This is a genomic window from Streptomyces sp. GDS52 (genome assembly GCF_052246875.1).
GTDB lineage: Bacteria > Actinomycetota > Actinomycetes > Streptomycetales > Streptomycetaceae > Streptomyces > Streptomyces cathayae.
In genome coordinates, this window is sequence record NZ_CM125966.1 from 1305016 (window position 1) to 1323619 (window position 18604).

General features: G+C 68.4%; 11 protein-coding genes and 1 pseudogene. 5 read left to right on the top strand and 7 right to left on the bottom strand.

Translation table 11 applies throughout. From position 1 onward, the window contains the following. The 4 genes from ACTWJ9_RS05815 to ngcE all read right to left on the bottom strand — a co-directional run bounded on the left by ACTWJ9_RS05815 (position 1) and on the right by ngcE (position 4918). On the bottom strand, positions 1 to 1212 hold the full coding sequence (locus ACTWJ9_RS05815) for an ROK family transcriptional regulator (RefSeq protein WP_279333127.1): 1212 nt from the start codon (positions 1210 to 1212) through the stop codon (positions 1 to 3). Positions 1213 to 1475: 263 nt separating this feature from the next. Beyond that, positions 1476 to 2408, bottom strand: a complete 933-nt coding sequence (locus ACTWJ9_RS05820) for a carbohydrate ABC transporter permease (RefSeq protein WP_388702138.1) — start codon at positions 2406 to 2408, stop codon at positions 1476 to 1478. Between the two features lie 4 nt (positions 2409 to 2412). Then, positions 2413 to 3339: a carbohydrate ABC transporter permease gene (locus ACTWJ9_RS05825; protein ID WP_279333129.1), complete on the bottom strand. Its 927-nt coding sequence runs from the start codon at positions 3337 to 3339 to the stop codon at positions 2413 to 2415. An 82-nt stretch (positions 3340 to 3421) separates the two neighbouring features. After that, a complete protein-coding gene (gene ngcE, locus ACTWJ9_RS05830; RefSeq protein WP_279333130.1) occupies positions 3422 to 4918 on the bottom strand; it encodes an N-acetylglucosamine/diacetylchitobiose ABC transporter substrate-binding protein in 1497 nt (498 codons plus the stop codon). Between the two features lie 405 nt (positions 4919 to 5323). Here ngcE and ACTWJ9_RS05835 point away from each other — a divergent pair, with 405 nt between their 5' ends. Then, the gene (locus ACTWJ9_RS05835) at positions 5324 to 9139 is read left to right on the top strand and encodes a GH92 family glycosyl hydrolase (RefSeq protein ID WP_443295274.1); all 3816 of its coding nucleotides are present in this window, start codon (positions 5324 to 5326) and stop codon (positions 9137 to 9139) included. 331 nt (positions 9140 to 9470) lie between these two features. Here ACTWJ9_RS05835 and acnA read toward each other — a convergent pair whose 3' ends face one another. After that, positions 9471 to 12194, bottom strand: a complete 2724-nt coding sequence (acnA, locus tag ACTWJ9_RS05840) for an aconitate hydratase AcnA (RefSeq protein WP_279333132.1) — start codon at positions 12192 to 12194, stop codon at positions 9471 to 9473. 392 nt (positions 12195 to 12586) lie between these two features. Here acnA and ACTWJ9_RS05845 point away from each other — a divergent pair, with 392 nt between their 5' ends. The 3 genes from ACTWJ9_RS05845 to ACTWJ9_RS05855 all read left to right on the top strand — a co-directional run bounded on the left by ACTWJ9_RS05845 (position 12587) and on the right by ACTWJ9_RS05855 (position 15173). Next, the gene (locus ACTWJ9_RS05845; protein ID WP_384207408.1) at positions 12587 to 12787 is read left to right on the top strand and encodes a DUF4236 domain-containing protein; all 201 of its coding nucleotides are present in this window, start codon (positions 12587 to 12589) and stop codon (positions 12785 to 12787) included. Between the two features lie 82 nt (positions 12788 to 12869). Beyond that, positions 12870 to 14399 carry a helix-turn-helix domain-containing protein gene (locus ACTWJ9_RS05850; RefSeq protein WP_443295275.1) on the top strand — a complete coding sequence of 510 codons (1530 nt, stop codon included), beginning with the start codon at positions 12870 to 12872 and terminating at the stop codon, positions 14397 to 14399. Positions 14400 to 14780: 381 nt separating this feature from the next. Continuing rightward, positions 14781 to 15173: a hypothetical protein gene (locus ACTWJ9_RS05855; RefSeq protein ID WP_279333135.1), complete on the top strand. Its 393-nt coding sequence runs from the start codon at positions 14781 to 14783 to the stop codon at positions 15171 to 15173. A gap of 254 nt (positions 15174 to 15427) precedes the next feature. On the opposite strand, the gene ACTWJ9_RS05860 is transcribed toward ACTWJ9_RS05855, so the two are convergent. Further along, positions 15428 to 17113: a ribonuclease J gene (locus ACTWJ9_RS05860; protein WP_279333136.1), complete on the bottom strand. Its 1686-nt coding sequence runs from the start codon at positions 17111 to 17113 to the stop codon at positions 15428 to 15430. Positions 17114 to 17253: 140 nt separating this feature from the next. On the opposite strand from ACTWJ9_RS05860, the pseudogene ACTWJ9_RS05865 reads away from it, so the two are divergent. Beyond that, positions 17254 to 17548, top strand: a pseudogene (locus tag ACTWJ9_RS05865) (hemolysin III family protein); the annotation flags it as partial. A 345-nt stretch (positions 17549 to 17893) separates the two neighbouring features. On the opposite strand, the gene ACTWJ9_RS05870 reads toward ACTWJ9_RS05865, so the two are convergent. Continuing rightward, positions 17894 to 18232 (bottom strand): helix-turn-helix domain-containing protein, encoded by a 339-nt coding sequence (locus ACTWJ9_RS05870; protein WP_279333137.1) that lies wholly within the window; start codon positions 18230 to 18232, stop codon positions 17894 to 17896. Positions 18233 to 18604: the final 372 nt, after the last annotated feature.

Sequence of the window (18604 nt, forward strand, 5' to 3'; positions counted from 1 at the left end):
CTAAGTGAAGGCAGGGGAGGCCACGGTGAGGGATCCGGTGGCGGTGCCGTCCAACAGGGTGGAATCGCCCATTTCACCCAGCGCGAGGGCGAGCGCGCCGAGCACCTCCGCACGGCCCCCGAGTGCCCCGGGGAGAACGGAGAGTTGACGCGCCGCGCTGGGAATCGCGTAGCGGCCGACGGACTCCCTTATCGGTGCGAGCACCAGCTCACCGGCCTCGGCGAGGTCACCGCCCAGCACGACCCTGCTCGGGTTCAACAGGTTGCAGAGATTGGCGACTCCACTGCCGATGTGACGGCCGACGTCGGCGATCACCCTACGACAGCCGGGATCACCCTCGCGCGCCAGCCGTACGACGCCTTCCATCGTCAAGTCCGTGCCGTGGCTGGGCTGGAGCAGCGGGAGCACGTAGCGGGCCGCCGCGAACGTCTCCAGGCAGCCGCGGTTGCCGCACCGGCAGACCGGCCCCGACTCGTCGAGCGTGATGTGTCCGATCTCCCCCGCCGTGCCGCCGGGTCCGCGGTAGATCTTCCCGTTGATCACCAGTCCGGCTCCGACACCGCTGGCGACCTTGATGTACGCGAGGTCCCGCACGCCCCGGCCGCTGCCCCAGACCATCTCTCCGAGGGCGCCGAGGTTCGCGTCGTTGTCCACGTGCACGGGCACGCCGAGCCGCCCCCGCAGCTCCTCGGCGGGCTTGGTGCCGGTCCAGCCGGGCAGGATCGCGGTCGAGCCCAGGGTGCCGGACTCCACGTCGATCGGACCGGGCACGCCGAGGCCTATCCCGGCGACCTTGGCCGGGTCCACCCCGGTCGCCTCGATCAGCCGGCTGACCAGTTGCTCCGCCCGGTCGAAGCCCTGCGCCGAGGAGGCGTCCACGTCCAGCGGCTCGGACTCCTCGGCCAGCACCTGGTGGGCGAGGTTCCCGATGGCCACCCGCAGGTGGGCGTGCCCGAAGTCCACCCCGATGACGATCCCGGCGTCCCCGCTGAGCGAGACGCTGCGGGCCCGGCGGCCGCCCGCCGACGTGGGCGTGACCTCGACCGTCCCGCCCTCCCTCAGCTCCCGGACGATATTGGAGACCGTAGCCGCGGACAGGCCCGTCGTCCTCGCGATCTCGGCCTGGGTGAGGGAGCCGGCCAGCCGTACCGCTCGAACGACCCGTTCCAGATTGGCTCGGTGCAGCGACGACTGTGACCCCGGAGTCTCCACGACGACCTCCTGCGCGCGGGGCCGCTTCGATGAGACCCCATTCCGTGTCCAACTAGTGAACTCTAAGATGAGCTGTTCCGGTTGCCTTCCGTCAAGAGGTTGAACCGTTTCCGAGTACTTGCACACGTCGGCACCCGCCGCTCCCAGGGACGGGTACGGCGGGTGCGCGAGCAGATCCGGAGGGTGACTTCAGAGGATCCCCGGGGGCGCCGCGAGGGGCGGCCGCGGGGCTGTCGCGGGAGGGCCCGCAAGGGCCCGGGACATCATTTCAGGGCGCCCGCGGTGAGGCCCTGCACGACCTGGCGCTGGAAGACGATGTACGCGGCGAGCACCGGGAGCATCGCCATCACGAGGCCGGCGAAGAGGCCGGACCAGTCCCCCTTGTAGCCCTGGCTGACGGCCAGCTGCACCAGGCCCTGGGTGAGGACGTGCTTGTCCTCGTCGGTGTTGAGCACGGTGGGCAGCATGTACTGGTTCCACTGGCCCAGGAAGTTGAAGATGCCCACGCTGATCAGGCCCGGCCTGGCCATCGGGAGCATGATCTGGAAGAACGTCCTGGTGTGCGAGGCCCCGTCCACGAACGCGGCCTCCGCCACGGTACCGGGCAGGGTCCGGAAGAACGCGGTCAGGAAGAACACCGTGAACGGCAGCGAGTACGCGATGTAGACCAGGATCAGCCCGTGGATCGTGTTCAGCAGGCCCATGTTGTCGACGACGTAGAACAGCGGGACCAGGGCGAGCATGACCGGGAAGCTCATGCCGCCGATGAACAGGTAGTAGATGAACCGGTTGCCCGGGAACTCGAAGCGGGCCAGCACATAGGCGGCCATCGAGCCGAGCACCAGCGTGCCGATGAGTGAACCGCCCACCACCAGGACGGTGTTGAGGAAGTAGTCGCTCATGTGGGCCTGGGTCCAGGCCCGCGACCAGTTCTCGAAGTGGAGCCTGTCCGGCAGCGACCAGGGCGAGCCGAAGATGGCGGCGTCGTCCTTGAAGGACGTCATCACCGCCCACACCAGCGGCAGGGCCACCATGATCGCCCAGATCACCAGGACGCCGTGGGAGAAGACGTTGAGGACGCCGCCCGTCTTCTCCTTCCCGGGGGACGCGCCGCCGGGGCTGCCGGCCCTGGTGGGCTTGGTGAGGGTGGCACCGGGCTCGGCCGGTACCGGGGCGGGGGTCTCGGTCGTCTTCATCGGATCAGTACTCCAGCCGCTCGCGCCGCCCCAGCTTCATCACGAGGGCGGCGAAGGCCAGCGTGACGACGAGCAGGGCGACGCCGATGGTGGTGGCGTAGGCGGCCTGACCGTCACGGAACGCCTTCTGGTACACGTACAGGACCATGACGGTGGTCGAGTAGTCGGGGCCGCCGGGCCCGGTCGTCATGATGTGCACGACCGCGAACGATTCGGCGCCCAGGGCGAGGATGCCCATGTAGACCCAGCCGGACTGCACGGTGTCCCACAGCAGCGGCAGGGTGATGCGGAAGAAGGTGGTGATCCGGTCGGCGCCGTCGAGCAGCGCCGCCTCGTAGAGGTCCATCGGGATGGACGCCATACCGGCGGAGAAGAGGACCACGAAGAAGCCGACCGTGGACCAGACGACCACCGCCATGACGGCCCACAGGGCGAGGCCCGGATCGCCCAGCCAGAGCGGCTGGACGTCGTCGAGCCCGACCGCCCGCAGGAACGAGTTGATCGCACCGCTGTCCGGGTTGTACGCGAAAGCGAACAGCAGGGCGACGATCGCGATCGACAGGACCTGCGGGAAGAAGTAGACGATCTTGTAGAACGCGGAGCCGCGGACCCCGGAGATCACCGGTCCGCCGCGGCGCCGCCGGCCGCCCACGTTGATCATGAAGGAGAGGAACAGCGCCAGTCCGATCGTCACCACCGGTACCAGCAGGGCGAACAGCAGGCTGTGCCGCAACGACTTCCAGAAGATGTCGTCGTCCAGCATGCGCGCGTAGTTGTCGAGCCCCACCATCGTGAAATCGGGGCTCAGCCCGGTCCAGTCCGTGAACGAGTAGTAGATCGACTGGATGAACGGCCAGACGACGAAGAGCGCGTACAGCCCCAGGGGGGCCGCCAGGAACCCCACGATGAACCGGTACTTGCCGTGCTGCATTGCTGGTGACCCCGTTCTGCGCGCGGGCGCCGCCGGGGCCGGTCCGGCACGGGTGTGCCGGACCGGCCCCGGTGACGGATTCTCACTGGTGCTTGTAGTGCTTGATCGACGAGTCCTTGGCCGCCTCGTCGGCGAAGCCCTGGATCTTCTTGATGGTCTCGGCCGGGGTCGCGCGGCCGGCCATCATCTCGCCGATCCCGGAGACGCCGATCTTCTCCTTCTGGAGCTGCACGTACCAGTCCTGGATGCGCGGGTTCACCACGTTCTCGCCGGCCTTGTCGAGCGCGGCGACACCGGCCTTCAGGCCCGGGGTGAGTTCGATGCCGTCGGTGCCGCCGTTGTACGCGGTCAGCGACTTCACCTTGCCGGTGAAGTTCCTCGAGGACGCCTCGCTGAGCATGATGCGCAGTTGCTCCATGCCGCCGGTGCCGTTCTTCGCCTTGGCGGGGACGACGAAGGGTTCGCCGCCGGAGGCCCAGATGGTGCCGAAGGGCAGCTTGTCGGAGGAGTCGAGTCCGGTGGGCGCGGAGACGGCCAGGTCGAAGTCGGCGGGGATGACCTTCGCCGACTCGTTCTCCACCCAGGAGCCGTTCGGGATGAACAGCGCCTTGCCCTGGGCCCAGGCGGTCTGGGACTGGACGTGGTCCAGGCCCGGGGTGCCCCTGAGGACGTAGCCCTTCTGCTGGAGCTCGTAGTAGGCCTCGAGGCACGCCTTGACGGCGGGGTGCTTCCAGGCGTTCGGCTCCAGGTTGTCGATGGCGTCGAGCACCTCGCGCCCGCCGACCTTGCCGATCATCGGGTAGAGCGAGAAGGGGAGGTAGTACGGGTACTTGCCCGCGTACGTCCAGCCCGCCATGCCCTTCTTCTTGGCCTTGGCGCAGACCGCGAGCATCTGGTCCCAGGTCTCGGGGTACTGCTCGTCGAGCGAGGCCAGGGCCTTCTGCGAGTACCAGACGCCGTAGACCGTGTAGGCGTAGTACAGGATCCAGACCTGCTCGCCGTCGAACCGGCCCATCTCCACGATGCCGGGGCGCAGCGTGTCGCGGACCTTCCTGGCCGGGTCGTCGTAGGAGGGGGCGTCCAGCAGCGGGGTGAGGTCGGCGAGCTGCTTCTTGCCGACCAGGACGCCCATGTCCATCTGTTCGGCGCCGGAGTTGTCGATGAGGTCGGGCGGGGTGCCCTGGTTGAACCGCGGCTGCAGGGTGGACTGGATCTTCTGGGTGGCGGAGAAATCGACCGTCGCCCCGGGGAAGGCCTTCTCGTAGATCTTGACCGCGTCCTCGGCGTACTCCTTGCCGAAACCGCCGTCGAACAGGACGAATTCCATCTGCGCGGTGTCATTGACGCCGAGCGGGTTCTGCTCGGTCTTCTTGCCCGCCTCGGCCTTGTCCTGGTCCTTCCCGCCGCCGCTGGCACACGCGGACAGGAAACCCATCGCGGGTACGGAGACCAGGCCGAGCACCGCGGACCGCTTGATCAGATCACGGCGGCCGACTCCGGTGGTGCTGTGGCCGAAAATATCGCGGGTACGCGTGCCGCGGTCACGGGTGCCGTCGTTCTCGGCGGAAGTGGATCCCATGCTCAAGTCCTCGCCTTCTCCAGGACTCAGGCGGTGAACCGGATCCTTCCCGGCACCGCGTTCGGGTCAAGCTGGGTCGTGCAGGAAGTGCGGCCGGTGCCGACGGCACCGGTGGTACGGGACGTCTGCTGTTCGAGGTGCTGTGAGAATGCCCCGGAGTGCCGACAGGTATAGTCCACTTCCCTCCGACGGAGCAAGATCGAACACAAGGTTCACCATCGGTCTTTTCCGAGTTGAGACCTGGCGGAAAAATGATCGGTCATCGCGTTCCGCAGCGGAGGAATTCCTTCCCCCGGACGTGAACGACGCAGCCAACACCCTTGACACCACTCGCCACTTGGCCCACTACTGGTGCTTGCGCAGCAATTTTGACAACGTTGTCCAGCGCAGGGAGGGTGCTCGCGCATGCAACACGGAGTTCGGCACAGAGTTCGCCTCAGATGGGGTCCGGCGGTCGTCGCGACGACCGCCTTCGCCGTGGCAGCGGCCTCGCCGGGCGTCGCGGTCGCCCTTCCCGGGGCCCCCGACCGGGCCGACCGGGAGTTCGCTTCGTCGTTCGAGCCGGGGGAGCCCTCCCCCGACTGGCTGAACACGGTCGACACCGCACCGGGCGGCAAGAAGCGCGCCTCGGGCGTGGACGGCGGCTTCAGCAGCGGCATACCGGGCAATGTCACCGACCACGTCACGGACGTGCGCGCCAGCTCGGAGCACACGGCCGCCGGGGAGGTGAAGGAGAACCTCGCCGACGGCGAGCCCGGCAGCAAGTGGCTGGCCTTCGCGTCCACCGGCTGGGCCGAGTTCGACCTGGACGCACCGGTCGAGGTGGTCCGGTACGCGCTCACCTCGGCCAACGACCACGCCGAACGCGACCCGCGGGACTGGACCCTGAAGGGGTCGGCCGACGGCGAGAACTGGAAGACCCTCGACACCCGTTCGGGCGAGACGTTCGCCGAGCGGTTCCAGACCAAGGTCTACGACCTCGACGCGTCGGCCGTCGCCGGGTACCGGCACTTCCGGCTGGAGATCACGAAGAACGGCGGGGCGGACGCGCTCCAGCTCGCCGACGTCCAGTTCTCCACCGGCGATACCGAGGAGCCCGTCCCGCAGGACATGCTCTCGCTGGTCGACCGCGGCCCGAGCGGCTCCCCGACGGCGAAGTCGGGCGCCGGATTCACCGGAAAGCGTGCCCTGCGCTACGCCGGACGGCACACCGCCGACGGACGGGCGTACTCGTACAACAAGGTCTTCGACGTCGATGTGGCGGTCGGCCGGAACACCCAGCTGGCCTACCGCGTCTTCCCGTCCATGGCGGACGGCGACCTCGACTACGACGCCACCCACGTCTCCGTGGACCTGGTCTTCACCGACGGCTCCCGGCTGAGCGACCTGCGCGCCACCGACCAGCACGGCTTCCCGCTGACCCCGCGCGGGCAGGGCGCCTCGAAGGTCCTGTACGTCAACCAGTGGAACGACGTGACCTCCCGGATCGGCTCGGTCGCGGCCGGCAGGACCGTCGACCGGATCCTGGTGGCGTACGACTCCCCCAAGGGACCCGCCAAGTTCCGCGGCTGGCTGGACGACATCTCGCTGACCACGGTGAAACCCGAACGGCCCAAGGCCCACCTGTCCGACCACGCGGTGACGACCCGGGGCACCAACTCCAGCAGCGGCTTCTCCCGCGGCAACAACTTCCCGGCGACGGCCGTGCCGCACGGCTTCAACTTCTGGACCCCGGTGACCAACGCCGGCTCGCTGAGCTGGCTGTACGACTACGCGCGCGGCAACAACGCGGACAACCTGCCGACGATCCAGGCGTTCAGCGCGAGCCATGAGCCGAGTCCCTGGATGGGCGACCGGCAGACCTTCCAGGTGCTGCCCTCCGCCGCGTCCGGCACCCCGGACCTCGGCCGGGAGGAACGCGAACTGGCCTTCCGGCACGAGAACGAGACCGCGCGGCCGTACTACTACGGGGTGCGGTTCGAGAACGGCCAGAAGGCCGAGATCGCGCCGGCCGACCACGCGGCGGTCATGCGCTTCACCTATCCCGGCGACGACGCGAGCGTCCTGTTCGACAACGTCACCGAGCAGGCCGGCCTGACCCTCGACAGGGAGAACGGCACCTTCACCGGCTACTCGGACGTCAAGTCCGGGCTGTCCACGGGCGCCACCCGGCTGTTCGTGTACGGCGAGTTCGACAAGAAGGTCACCGGCGGCGACGCGAACGGCGTCACGGGCCATCTGCGGTTCGACGCGGGCAAGGACCGTACGGTCACCCTGCGCCTGGCCACCTCCCTGATCAGCGTCGACCAGGCGAAGGACAACCTGCGCCAGGAGATCCCCGAGGGCCGCTCCTTCGAGGCGGTCAGGAAGAGCGCCCAGCAACAGTGGGACCGGATCCTCGGCAAGGTCGAGGTCGAGGGCGCCACCCCGGACCAGCTGACCACGCTCTACTCCAGCCTGTACCGGCTGTACCTGTACCCGAACTCCGGCTTCGAGAAGGTCGACGGCACCCACAAGTACGCCTCGCCGTTCTCGAAGATGCCCGGGCCCGACACCCCGACGCACACCGGCGCGAAGATCGTCGAGGGCAAGGTGTACGTCAACAACGGCTTCTGGGACACCTACCGGACCACCTGGCCCGCCTACTCCTTCCTGACCCCCTCCAAGGCGGGTGAGCTGGTCGACGGGTTCGTGCAGCACTACAAGGACGGCGGCTGGACCTCGCGCTGGTCCTCCCCCGGCTACGCCGACCTGATGACCGGCACCTCCTCGGACGTGGCGTTCGCGGACGCCTACGTCAAGGGCGTCGGCTTCGACGCGGAAGCGGCGTACGACGCGGCCGTGAAGAACGCCACCGTGGTGCCCCCGTCGTCCGGTGTGGGCCGCAAGGGCATGGCGACCTCGCCGTTCCTCGGCTACACCGGCACCGAGACGCACGAGGGCCTGTCGTGGGCGCTGGAGGGCTACCTCAACGACTACGGCATCGCGAAGATGGGCGAGGCCCTGTACGAGAAGACCGGCGACAGGCGCTACCGGGAGGAGTCCGCGTACTTCCTGAACCGGGCCCGGGACTACGTCAACCTCTTCGATTCCGAGGCCGGCTTCTTCCAGGGGAAGAACACGAAGGGCGACTGGCGCGTCGAGTCCTCGAAGTACGACCCGCGCGTGTGGGGTCACGACTACACCGAGACCAACGGCTGGGGCTACGCCTTCACCGCCCCCCAGGACAGCCGCGGCCTGGCCAACCTCTACGGCGGGCGGGGCGGCCTCGCGGACAAGCTCGACGCGTACCTGGCCACCCCGGAGACGGCCTCCCCGGAGTTCAAGGGCTCCTACGGCGGGGTCATCCACGAGATGACCGAGGCGCGGGACGTCCGGATGGGCATGTACGGGCACTCCAACCAGGTCGCCCACCACGCCCTGTACATGTACGACGCGGCCGGGCAGCCCTGGAAGACCCAGAAGAACGTCCGTGAGGTGCTGTCCCGGCTCTACACCGGCAGCGAGATCGGGCAGGGGTACCACGGCGACGAGGACAACGGCGAGCAGTCGGCCTGGTACCTGTTCTCCTCGCTCGGCTTCTACCCGCTGGTGATGGGCAGCGGCGAGTACGCCATCGGCTCCCCGCTGTTCACCAAGGCGACCGTGCACCTGGAGAACGGCCGCAAGCTGGTCGTCAAGGCGCCGAAGAACAGCGCGAAGAACGTCTACGTGCAGGGTCTGAAGGTCAACGGCAAGCGCTGGAACTCCACTTCGCTCCCCCACGCGCTGATCGCGAAGGGCGGCGTCCTGGAGTTCGACATGGGCCCGCGGCCGTCGTCGTGGGGCACCGGCAAGAACGCGGCGCCGGTGTCGATCACCCAGGACGACAAGGTGCCCACGCCCCGCGCGGACGTGCTGAGGGCCGAGGGCGCCCTGTTCGACGACACGTCGGCGACCGGCGCCACGGTGTCCGCGGTCGACCTGCCGGTGACCGGGCAGCCGAAGGCGGTGCAGTACACGCTGACGTCCTCGAAGGCCGCCGAGGCGCCCACGGGCTGGGTGCTGCAGGGGTCTTCGGACGGCCGGACGTGGAAGGACCTGGACGAGCGGGCGGACGAGTCCTTCCGCTGGGACCGGCAGACCCGGGCCTTCTCCATCGACAAGCCGAAGGCCTACGGCCACTACCGGCTGGTCCTCACCGGTGAGTCGGCCCTGGCGGAGGTGGAACTCCTGAGCTGAGCCCACCCCTCGAGGCGGGTTCGGGCCTGGCCCGAACCCGCCTTTCCCTTGTGCCGACAAGTGCCCCGCTGCGATTACGGGTCGTGCGCATGGGTGCGTGGGGGGGGCGAGCGGGACGGGAGCGCGCCTGCGGCGGGTTCCGGTCCGCCGAAAGGATGGGAGCGCTCCCATCCCGCTCGTCAGGGAAGGTAGCGCCGTACGCTCCGGTTGTAAACGGCTGACGCAGCGAGGGCCGCATCCCCGGCGGACGGGGATGCGGCCCTCGACTGTCTTGCGATACCGCTTACTTGCCGATCAGGTCACTTACCGACCAGGTCACTCGTCGACCGGGTCACTTGCTGATCAGGCTGCGCAGCACGTACTGCAGGATGCCGCCGTTGCGGTAGTAGTCCGCCTCGCCGGGGGTGTCGATGCGGACGACACCGTCGAACTCGACGCCGGTGTCGGTGGTGACCTTCACCGTGCCCGGGATGGTGCCGTTGTTCAGCTCGGTGACGCCGGCGAAGGAGAAGGTCTCCTCGCCCGTGAGACCGAGGGTCTCGGCGGTGTGGCCCTCCGGGAACTGGAGCGGCAGCACGCCCATGCCGATGAGGTTCGAGCGGTGGATGCGCTCGTACGACTCGGCGATGACGGCCTTGACGCCGAGCAGCGCGGTGCCCTTGGCGGCCCAGTCGCGGGACGAGCCGGAGCCGTACTCCTTGCCCGCCAGGACGACCAGCGGGATGCCCTGGTCGATGTAGTTGCGCGAGGCGTCGTAGATGAACGACACCGGACCGCCGTCCTGGGTGAAGTCGCGGGTGTAGCCGCCCTCGGTGCCCGGCGCGATCTCGTTGCGCAGGCGGATGTTGGCGAACGTACCGCGGATCATGACCTCGTGGTTGCCGCGGCGGGAGCCGTAGCTGTTGAAGTCGCGGCGCTCGACGCCGTGCTCCGTGAGGTACTTGCCGGCCGGGGTGTCGGCCTTGATGGCACCGGCCGGGGAGATGTGGTCGGTGGTGACCGAGTCGCCCAGCTTGGCCAGCACGCGGGCGCCGGCGATGTCCTCGACCGGGGCCGGCTCCATGCCCATGCCCTCGAAGTACGGGGGCTTGCGGACGTAGGTGGACTCGGCGTCCCACTCGAAGGTGTCGCCGGTCGGGATCGGCAGCGCCTGCCACTGGGCGTCACCGGCGAAGACGTCGGCGTAGGACTTGGTGAACATGTCCTCGCCGATGGTGTTGGCGACGACGTCGTTGACCTCGGCCTCGGTCGGCCAGATGTCCTTGAGGAAGACCGGGTTGCCGTCCTGGTCCAGGCCCAGGGACTCGCGGGTGATGTCCACCTTCATCGAACCGGCGATGGCGTAGGCCACGACCAGCGGCGGGGACGCCAGGTAGTTCATCTTGACGTCGGGGTTGATCCGGCCCTCGAAGTTGCGGTTGCCGGAGAGCACCGAGGTGACGGCGAGGTCGTGCTCGTTGACCGCCTTGGAGACCTCCTCCGGCAGCGGGCCGGAGTTGCCGATGCAGGTGGTGCAGCCGTAGCCGACGAGGTTGAAGCCGACCTTGTCGAGGTACGGGGTCAGGCCCGCCTTGTCGAAGTAGTCGGTGACGACCTTGGAGCCCGGGGCGAGGGTGGTCTTGACCCACGGCTTGCGGGTCAGGCCCTTCTCGACCGCCTTCTTGGCCACCAGGGCGGCGGCGACCATGACGTACGGGTTGGAGGTGTTGGTGCAGGAGGTGATCGCGGCGACGGTGACGTGGCCGTGGTCGAGCTCGTACTCCGTGCCGTCGGCGGCGGTGACCTTCACCTTGTGGCTGGGGGCGCCGTTGGAGATGGCCGGCGAGTCGGAGGCCGGGAAGGACTCCTTGCTGGCCTCGTCGACGTCGCCGCCGTCCTTGACGTAGTTGCGTACGTCCTGGGAGAACTGGGCCTTCGCGTCGGCGAGGACGATGCGGTCCTGCGGGCGCTTCGGGCCGGCGATGGAGGGTACGACCGTGGCCAGGTCCAGCTCGAGCTTCTCGGAGAAGTCCGGCTCGGCCTTCGGGTCCAGCCAGAGGCCCTGCTCCTTGGCGTACGCCTCGACGAGCGCGACCTGCTGCTCGCTGCGGCCGGTCAGGCGCAGGTAGTTCAGCGTCTCGCCGTCGATCGGGAAGATGGCGGCGGTGGAGCCGAACTCCGGCGACATGTTGCCGATGGTGGCGCGGTTGGCCAGGCTCGTCGCGGCGACGCCCTCGCCGTAGAACTCGACGAACTTGCCGACGACGCCGTGCTTGCGCAGCATCTCGGTGATGGTCAGCACCAGGTCGGTGGCGGTGGTGCCGGGCTTGAGCTCACCGGTCAGCTTGAAGCCGACGACGCGCGGGATCAGCATGGAGACCGGCTGGCCGAGCATGGCGGCCTCGGCCTCGATGCCGCCGACGCCCCAGCCGAGGACGCCGAGGCCGTTGACCATGGTGGTGTGCGAGTCGGTGCCGACCAGGGTGTCGGGGTAGGCCTTGCCGTCACGGGTCATGACGACGCGGGCCAGGTGCTCGATGTTCACCTGGTGGACGATGCCGGTGCCGGGCGGGACGACCTTGAACTCGTCGAAGGCGGTCTGGCCCCAGCGCAGGAACTGGTAGCGCTCCTTGTTGCGGCCGTACTCCAGGTCGACGTTCACCTTGAAGGCGTCGTTGGTGCCGAACTTGTCGGCGATGACGGAGTGGTCGATGACCAGCTCAGCCGGGGCCAGCGGGTTGATCTTCGCCGGGTCGCCGCCGAGCTCCTTGACGGCCTCGCGCATGGTGGCGAGGTCCACGACACAGGGAACACCGGTGAAGTCCTGCATGATCACACGGGCGGGGGTGTACTGGATCTCCTGCGACGGCTGGGCCTGGGAGTCCCAGGAGCCGAGCGCGCGGATGTGGTCGGCGGTGATGTTCGCGCCGTCCTCGGTACGGAGCAGGTTCTCCAGCAGCACCTTCAGGCTGTAGGGAAGGCGTGCGGAGCCCTCGACCTTGTCCAGCCGGAAAATCTCGTACGACTCGTCGCCCACCTGCAGCGTGCTGCGGGCGTCGAAGCTGTTCGCCGACACGACAGTCTCCTTCATTGATGTACGCGTACCACCACACCGCACACCGTGTGCGGCCAGCGCCGCGTGGTGCCGCCACCCACGTCTCGACCGATCCGCTAAGGTAAGGCTAAGTTAGGTACTCCTTACCAAGGTGGCGACTGCGGTGCACCTCGGCAGATATCTCGATGTCGAGATAACTCTAGTACACCACGGCCGAATGGTCATGCGTGGGCCCGCCCGCGGCACCCGGATGCCGCCCTCCCGGGTACCCAGCTCCCGGCCCTCCCCTCCTTCCCGGCCCTCCCCTCCCCGGTCCCGCCATCACCGGACCCGGACGGGGTAGACGCACGGCAACGACATCGTGAACCCGGCGTCGTGAACCCGGCGCCACGAACCCAGCGAGGGAGACAAGGATGCCACTCACGTTCCGCAAGAGCTTCAGGATCTTCCCGGGGGTGCGCCTGAACATCAACAAGCGCTCCTGGTCCCTCACCACCGGCGGGAGGCGCGGCCCGCGCCACACCGTGAGCAGCACGGGACGTCGCACGACATCAGTGGATTTGCCCGGACCTTTCGGATGGCGACGCACGCGCAGCGCCCGCCACACCAGGTAATATTGACGTCTTATCACCCGAATGGACCCACCCAAGGGGCCCCCGGGAGGCGCCATCTCATATCTGAGATAGCCTCAGCCTCATGTCAGACGACTACCTCGTACGCATCGGTAAGCTCATCCGCGACGCCCGGCAGCACCGCGGCTGGACGCAGGCGCAACTGGCGGAGGCTCTCGGCACCAGCCAGAGCGCCGTCAACCGCATCGAGCGCGGCAACCAGAACATCAGCCTTGAGATGATCGCCCGCATCGGCGAAGCACTCGACAGCGAGATCGTCTCTCTGGGCTACGCCGGCCCCATGCATCTGCGCGTCGTCGGCGGCCGCCGCCTCTCGGGCGCCATCGATGTGAAGACGAGCAAGAACGCGTGCGTGGCACTGCTGTGCGCCTCCCTGCTCAACCGGGGCCGCACGGTGCTGCGCCGCGTCGCCCGCATCGAGGAGGTGTACCGCCTCCTGGAGGTGCTGGGCTCGATCGGCGTCCGCACCCGGTGGATCAACGACGGCGTCGACCTGGAGATCGTGCCGCCCGCCACGCTGGACCTGGACTCCATCGACGCGGCCGCGGCCCGCCGCACCCGCTCGATCATCATGTTCCTCGGCCCCCTGCTGCACCGCCAGGACCGCTTCATGCTGCCGTACGCGGGCGGCTGTGACCTCGGCACCCGTACCGTCGAGCCGCACATGATCGCGCTGCGCCGGTTCGGCCTGGAGATCGCCGCGACCGAGGGGCAGTACCACGCGGTGGTGGACCGCACCGTGCGCCCGGAGCGGCCGATCGTGCTGACCGAACGCGGGGACACGGTCACCGAGAACGCGCTGCTGGCAGCCGCCCGGCACGACGGCGTCACCGTCATCCGCAACGCCTCCTCCAACTACATGGTCCAGGACCTGTGTTTCTTCCTGGAGGCGCTGGGCGTCAAGGTCGAGGGCATCGGCACCACCACGCTCACCGTGCACGGCATGCACACCATCGACGTCGACGTGGACTACTCCCCCTCCGAGGACCCGGTCGAGGCGATGAGCCTGCTCGCCGCGGCCGTCGTCACCGAGTCCGAGCTGACGGTGCGCCGGGTGCCGATCGAGTTCCTGGAGATCGAGCTCGCGGTCCTGGAGGAGATGGGCCTCGACCACGACCGCAGCCCCGAGTACGTCGCCGACAACGGCCGCACCCGGCTGGTCGACCTCACGGTCCGGCCCTCCAAGCTGGAGGCGCCGATCGACAAGATCCACCCGATGCCGTTCCCGGGCCTGAACATCGACAACGTCCCGTTCTTCGCGGCGATCGCGGCGGTCGCGCAGGGCCAGACCCTCATCCACGACTGGGTCTATGACAACCGCGCCATCTACCTGACCGACCTCAACCGCCTCGGCGGCCGCCTCCAACTCCTGGACCCCCACCGGGTCCTGGTCGAGGGCCCCACCCGCTGGCGCGCCGCCGAGATGATGTGCCCGCCCGCCCTGCGCCCCGCCGTGGTCGTCCTCCTGGCCATGATGGCGGCGGAGGGCACGTCGGTCCTGCGCAACGTGTATGTCATCAACCGTGGTTACGAGGACCTGGCCGAACGGCTGAACTCGGTCGGGGCCCAGATCGAGATCTTCCGGGACATCTGAAAGCCTTCAGAAAAAGTTCCACCATACCCCTCCTGACCTGCATAAATTCGAGGCGGGAGGGGAGGTGGCGGAACCTCTGGGATTTTTCTGGAACTTTTGGCCGGGACCGAAGGCCTCCGGTCGCTGCGCACTCGACCTGATGCGTCATCGGAGAGGTGTCGGCCTGAGCGAGTCACGGAAAAGGCCAGGTCAGGACTAGTTTCTCGACTCGCTGCCCAGCGTGCAGGCGCCCAGAGCGTCATGACCAACAGTCCATTCCTCGTCTTCGGACGGAACGGACCGCCACGCCCAGCGCACCTGCACCAGCCCGCTCCCGTTGACTCCGGACACAAGCTCGCACATCATGACCCGGGCCACTTCTCCGGCCGCCATAAGGGACTCATGCCCTCCAGCCCACAGCACCCCGCACCCGCGCCGAGCGACCTCTCGGGCCCGGTCGCCGAGGACCTCGCGCTGTACCGGGAGAAGTTCCGACGGCGTCTGCCGGAGTCACTGGACGAGTTGCACGGCCCGACCCACCGGGTCGTGGAGCTACCGCTGCACATGGCCTGGTCCGGGATGACCTCGTACGACATGGGCAAGCCTCGCCAGCGCATGGGCCTGTACCGCACCGTCCTGCACGAGGGCCTGCGCGACGACCTGCCCCGCTACCTCAACCAGGACCTGCTCCTCCAGCTGTGGCCGGTGCTGCGCACACTCGTCGGCCGCACCGTGCGCACCGTGTGGGAGGACGCCTTCCCCCAGCTCGCCTCCCGCAGCCGGGCCGCCGCGTGACGGATTACCGTGCGCGCAGTTGTTCGTACAGGCCGACCCAGCTGGCCGGTGAAGAGCCTGGACATCACGAACCCATCGCCGAGTTTTCACCTTGTACACATCGGCGTCCGACCCCGGACGCCGCGACGCCGCACGCTGCTCCCCCTCAGCGGGGTCGGGCGTAGTCGATCTCTTTGAAGCGCGGGCTCATCCCATGCATCTTTCTGTGCCACGGCTGTCGGCATGTGACATCGGTTCTGCTGCCTCGCTGTGGCTCAGGCGTCGATGATGACGGGGATGATGAGGGGCTTGCGGCGATGGGCGCGGAACGCCCAGTTCGCCACGGCGCGGGCGAGGAGCTGTTCGAGTTGGCGCGCGTCCCCGACGCCCTCCTCGGCCGCGGTGGCCAGGGTCTTCTCGATGACGGGGACGACCGGCTCGAAGGTGGCGTCGTCGTGGACGAAGCCGCGGGCCAGGAAGTCGGGGGCCTCGGCGAGGGCGCCGGTGTCCGCGTCGACGATCGCCACCACCGTGACCACGCCTTCCTCTGCGAGGGTGAGGCGGTCCTTGAGGGACGCTTCGGTGGCGCCGCCGACTTCCATGCCGTCCACGTACACGTTGCCGGCGGGGACCTTGCCGGTGATGGACGCGCGCCCGTCGACGAGGTCGACGACGACGCCGTCCTCGGCGATGACGACCCGGTCGGGGTCCACGCCGGTACGGATGGCGAGGTCGCCGTTGGCCCGCAGATGGCGCCATTCGCCGTGCACGGGCATGACGTTGCGGGGGCGGACGATGTTGTAGCAGTAGACGAGTTCGCCGGCGCTGGCGTGCCCGGAGACGTGCACCTTGGCGTTGCCCTTGTGGACCACATGGGCGCCCCACCGGGTGAGTCCGTTGATCACCCGGTAGATGGCGTTCTCGTTGCCGGGGATGAGGGAGCTGGCGAGCAGGACGGTGTCGCCCTTGCCGATGCGGATCATGTGGTCGCGGTTGGCCATCCGCGACAGCGCGGCCATCGGTTCGCCCTGGGAGCCGGTGCACACCAGAGCGATCTTGTGGTCCGGGAGCTTCTCCAGCTCCTTCGTGCTCACGACCAGACCGGACGGGACCTTCAGATAGCCCAGGTCCCGGGCGATGCCCATGTTGCGGACCATCGACCGGCCGACGAAGGCGACCTTGCGGCCGTGCTGGTGGGCGGCGTCCAGGACCTGCTGGATGCGGTGCACGTGGCTGGCGAAGCTGGAGACGATGACCCGGCGCGGCGCGGTGCGCATCACCTGCTCGATCGCCGGGTTCAGCTCACGCTCGGAGGTGGTGAAGCCGGGTACTTCGGCGTTGGTGGAGTCGGTGAGGAACAGGTCCACGCCCTCCTCGCCGAGCCGGGCGAAGGCGCGCAGATCGGTGATGCGGTCGTCGAGAGGGAACTGGTCCATCTTGAAGTCGCCGGTGTGCAGCACCATCCCGGCGCCGGTGCGGATCGCGACCGCGAGGCTGTCCGGGATGGAGTGGTTGACCGCCACGAACTCGCAGTCGAAGGGCCCGAAGCCGCGCCGATCGCCCTCCTTCACCCGCACCGTGCGCGGCCGGATGCCGTGTTCCTTGAGCTTGGCCTCCAGGAACGCCAGCGTCAGCTTGGAGCCGACGACGGGAATGTCGGAGCGCTCGCGCAGCAGGTACGGCACACCGCCGATGTGGTCCTCGTGGCCGTGGGTGAGGACCACGGCCACGATGTCGTCCAGCCGGTCCCGGATCGAGGTGAAGTCCGGCAGGATCACGTCCACGCCGGGCTGGGTCTCCTCAGGGAACAGCACCCCGCAGTCGACGATGAGCAGTTTGCCGGCGTGCTCGAAGACGGTCATGTTGCGGCCGATCTCACCCAGGCCGCCCAGGGCGATGACCCGCAGCCCTCCTTCGGGCAGGGGCGGGGCGGCTTTCAGCTCGGGGTGCGGATGACTCATACCTTGACGCTACCGGAGAGTGGGGCGTGGTGATCCATTGCCTGTGTGATCTCTTCCTCCCGACAGGGTCGGGGCACCCGCACCGGGTGCCCCGGATCGATCGGATCACGCCGACGGCCAGGACAGGGACTGGTGAAGGCGGTACCGCCTTCCGTGTCCTGTGGGTCAACGCTCCCCGCTGGCTGTACACCCCCTGCTACCTGGCCCTGGGGGGCACCGGTGCGTTGCCCGTCCGACTTCTTGCACACCGCCGGAGCGGCCGTAGTCACCCTGGTAGTGACCGGCGGTCTCCTCTACAGCGCGGGCGCGGTGGTCCACGTCGTCCAACGCCCCGACCCCTCGCCCCGCTGGTTCGGCTTCCACGAGGTGTTCCACGCTTTGACCGTGGCGGCCTTCACCGCGCACTACATCGTCATTTCCCTCGCCGCCTATTGACCACAACAGCAGCGCATTCACTCCTGCGGCACGGTGCTCTCGCCGCACTCGCGGCCCCATCAGCGGCTGCGGCCGTATGGGGGATGTCCTGGAGGGGAGGTGGCAAACGGCCACGTCGAACCCGTCGAGGGCGGCCGTTGTCGCGGCAGTTGGTGAGGAGGGCGAATACCCGGAACTTCGGGTACAGAGCATGCCGGCCGTCTCACCCGAGGTGGGCGCCGCGGCCGGGACCGGAGGCGAGGGAAAGGCCAGTGGAACCGTTCGGACACGAGGACCATCCCTGCGCGCCACAGCCCGGCCGTGCGCGGGTGTGAGGGCCCGCCGATGCCGGCGGGCCCGCTCACCTCAGGCTGCGGCCGATGGACTGGACGATTCGCCGGCGCGGTGGTGTTCGGCGTTGATGCGCTGCGCTTCTTCGAGCTGGTCTTCGAGGATGATGATCCGGCATGCGGCCTCGATCGGGGTGCCCTGGTCGACGAGCTCACGCGCGCGGGCCGCGATGCGCAGTTGGTAGCGGGAGTAGCGGCGGTGTCCGCCCTCGGAGCGCAGTGGTGTGATCAGTCGCGCTTCGCCGATGGCGCGGAGAAAGCCGGGAGTGGTACCGAGCAGCTCGGCGGCCCGGCCCATCGTGTAGGCGGGGTAGTCGTCGTCGTCGAGACGGCTCAGCGATTCATCTGCTGTCATCTCACCTCTCTGTAGAACGCGTGGAGGGGCCTTGGTGCCGTACGGCACCAAGGCCCCGAAGGAACTGCAACACCATCTGCCGGCCCTAGTGCTGCGCCAGCCTTCTGTTTCCGCACAGCCGCCCGATACTCCGACGGGGGTGCGGGGATCGCGGATGCGTGACCGGAGACCACCTACCTATCGATGTCCTCGGTACCCGGGCTTCGCGTCTTCCGCCCGGGCGATCCTGATGGCGCTCGACTCCTCCGTTCTTCCCTCTGAACCAATCACTTACCAAACGGGAACTGCCGCTTGTACTGCTGATACCGCGAACTGCTGGTGGCCTCGTACAGCGCCACCTCCGGCAGCCGATCCCGTCGCCCGTCCTGCGTC

Bases quoted from the DNA above. Each gene is read 5' to 3' on its own strand.
- ACTWJ9_RS05820 (WP_388702138.1), bottom strand. From the start codon at position 2,408: ATGAAGACGACCGAGACCCCCGCCCCGGTACCGGCCGAGCCCGGTGCC.
- ACTWJ9_RS05825 (WP_279333129.1), bottom strand. From the start codon at position 3,339: ATGCAGCACGGCAAGTACCGGTTCATCGTGGGGTTCCTGGCGGCCCCC.
- ngcE (WP_279333130.1), bottom strand. From the start codon at position 4,918: ATGGGATCCACTTCCGCCGAGAACGACGGCACCCGTGACCGCGGCACG.
- ACTWJ9_RS05835 (WP_443295274.1), top strand. From the start codon at position 5,324: ATGCAACACGGAGTTCGGCACAGAGTTCGCCTCAGATGGGGTCCGGCG.
- ACTWJ9_RS05845 (WP_384207408.1), top strand. From the start codon at position 12,587: ATGCCACTCACGTTCCGCAAGAGCTTCAGGATCTTCCCGGGGGTGCGC.
- ACTWJ9_RS05850 (WP_443295275.1), top strand. From the start codon at position 12,870: ATGTCAGACGACTACCTCGTACGCATCGGTAAGCTCATCCGCGACGCC.
- ACTWJ9_RS05855 (WP_279333135.1), top strand. From the start codon at position 14,781: ATGCCCTCCAGCCCACAGCACCCCGCACCCGCGCCGAGCGACCTCTCG.
- ACTWJ9_RS05860 (WP_279333136.1), bottom strand. From the start codon at position 17,113: ATGAGTCATCCGCACCCCGAGCTGAAAGCCGCCCCGCCCCTGCCCGAA.
- ACTWJ9_RS05870 (WP_279333137.1), bottom strand. From the start codon at position 18,232: ATGACAGCAGATGAATCGCTGAGCCGTCTCGACGACGACGACTACCCC.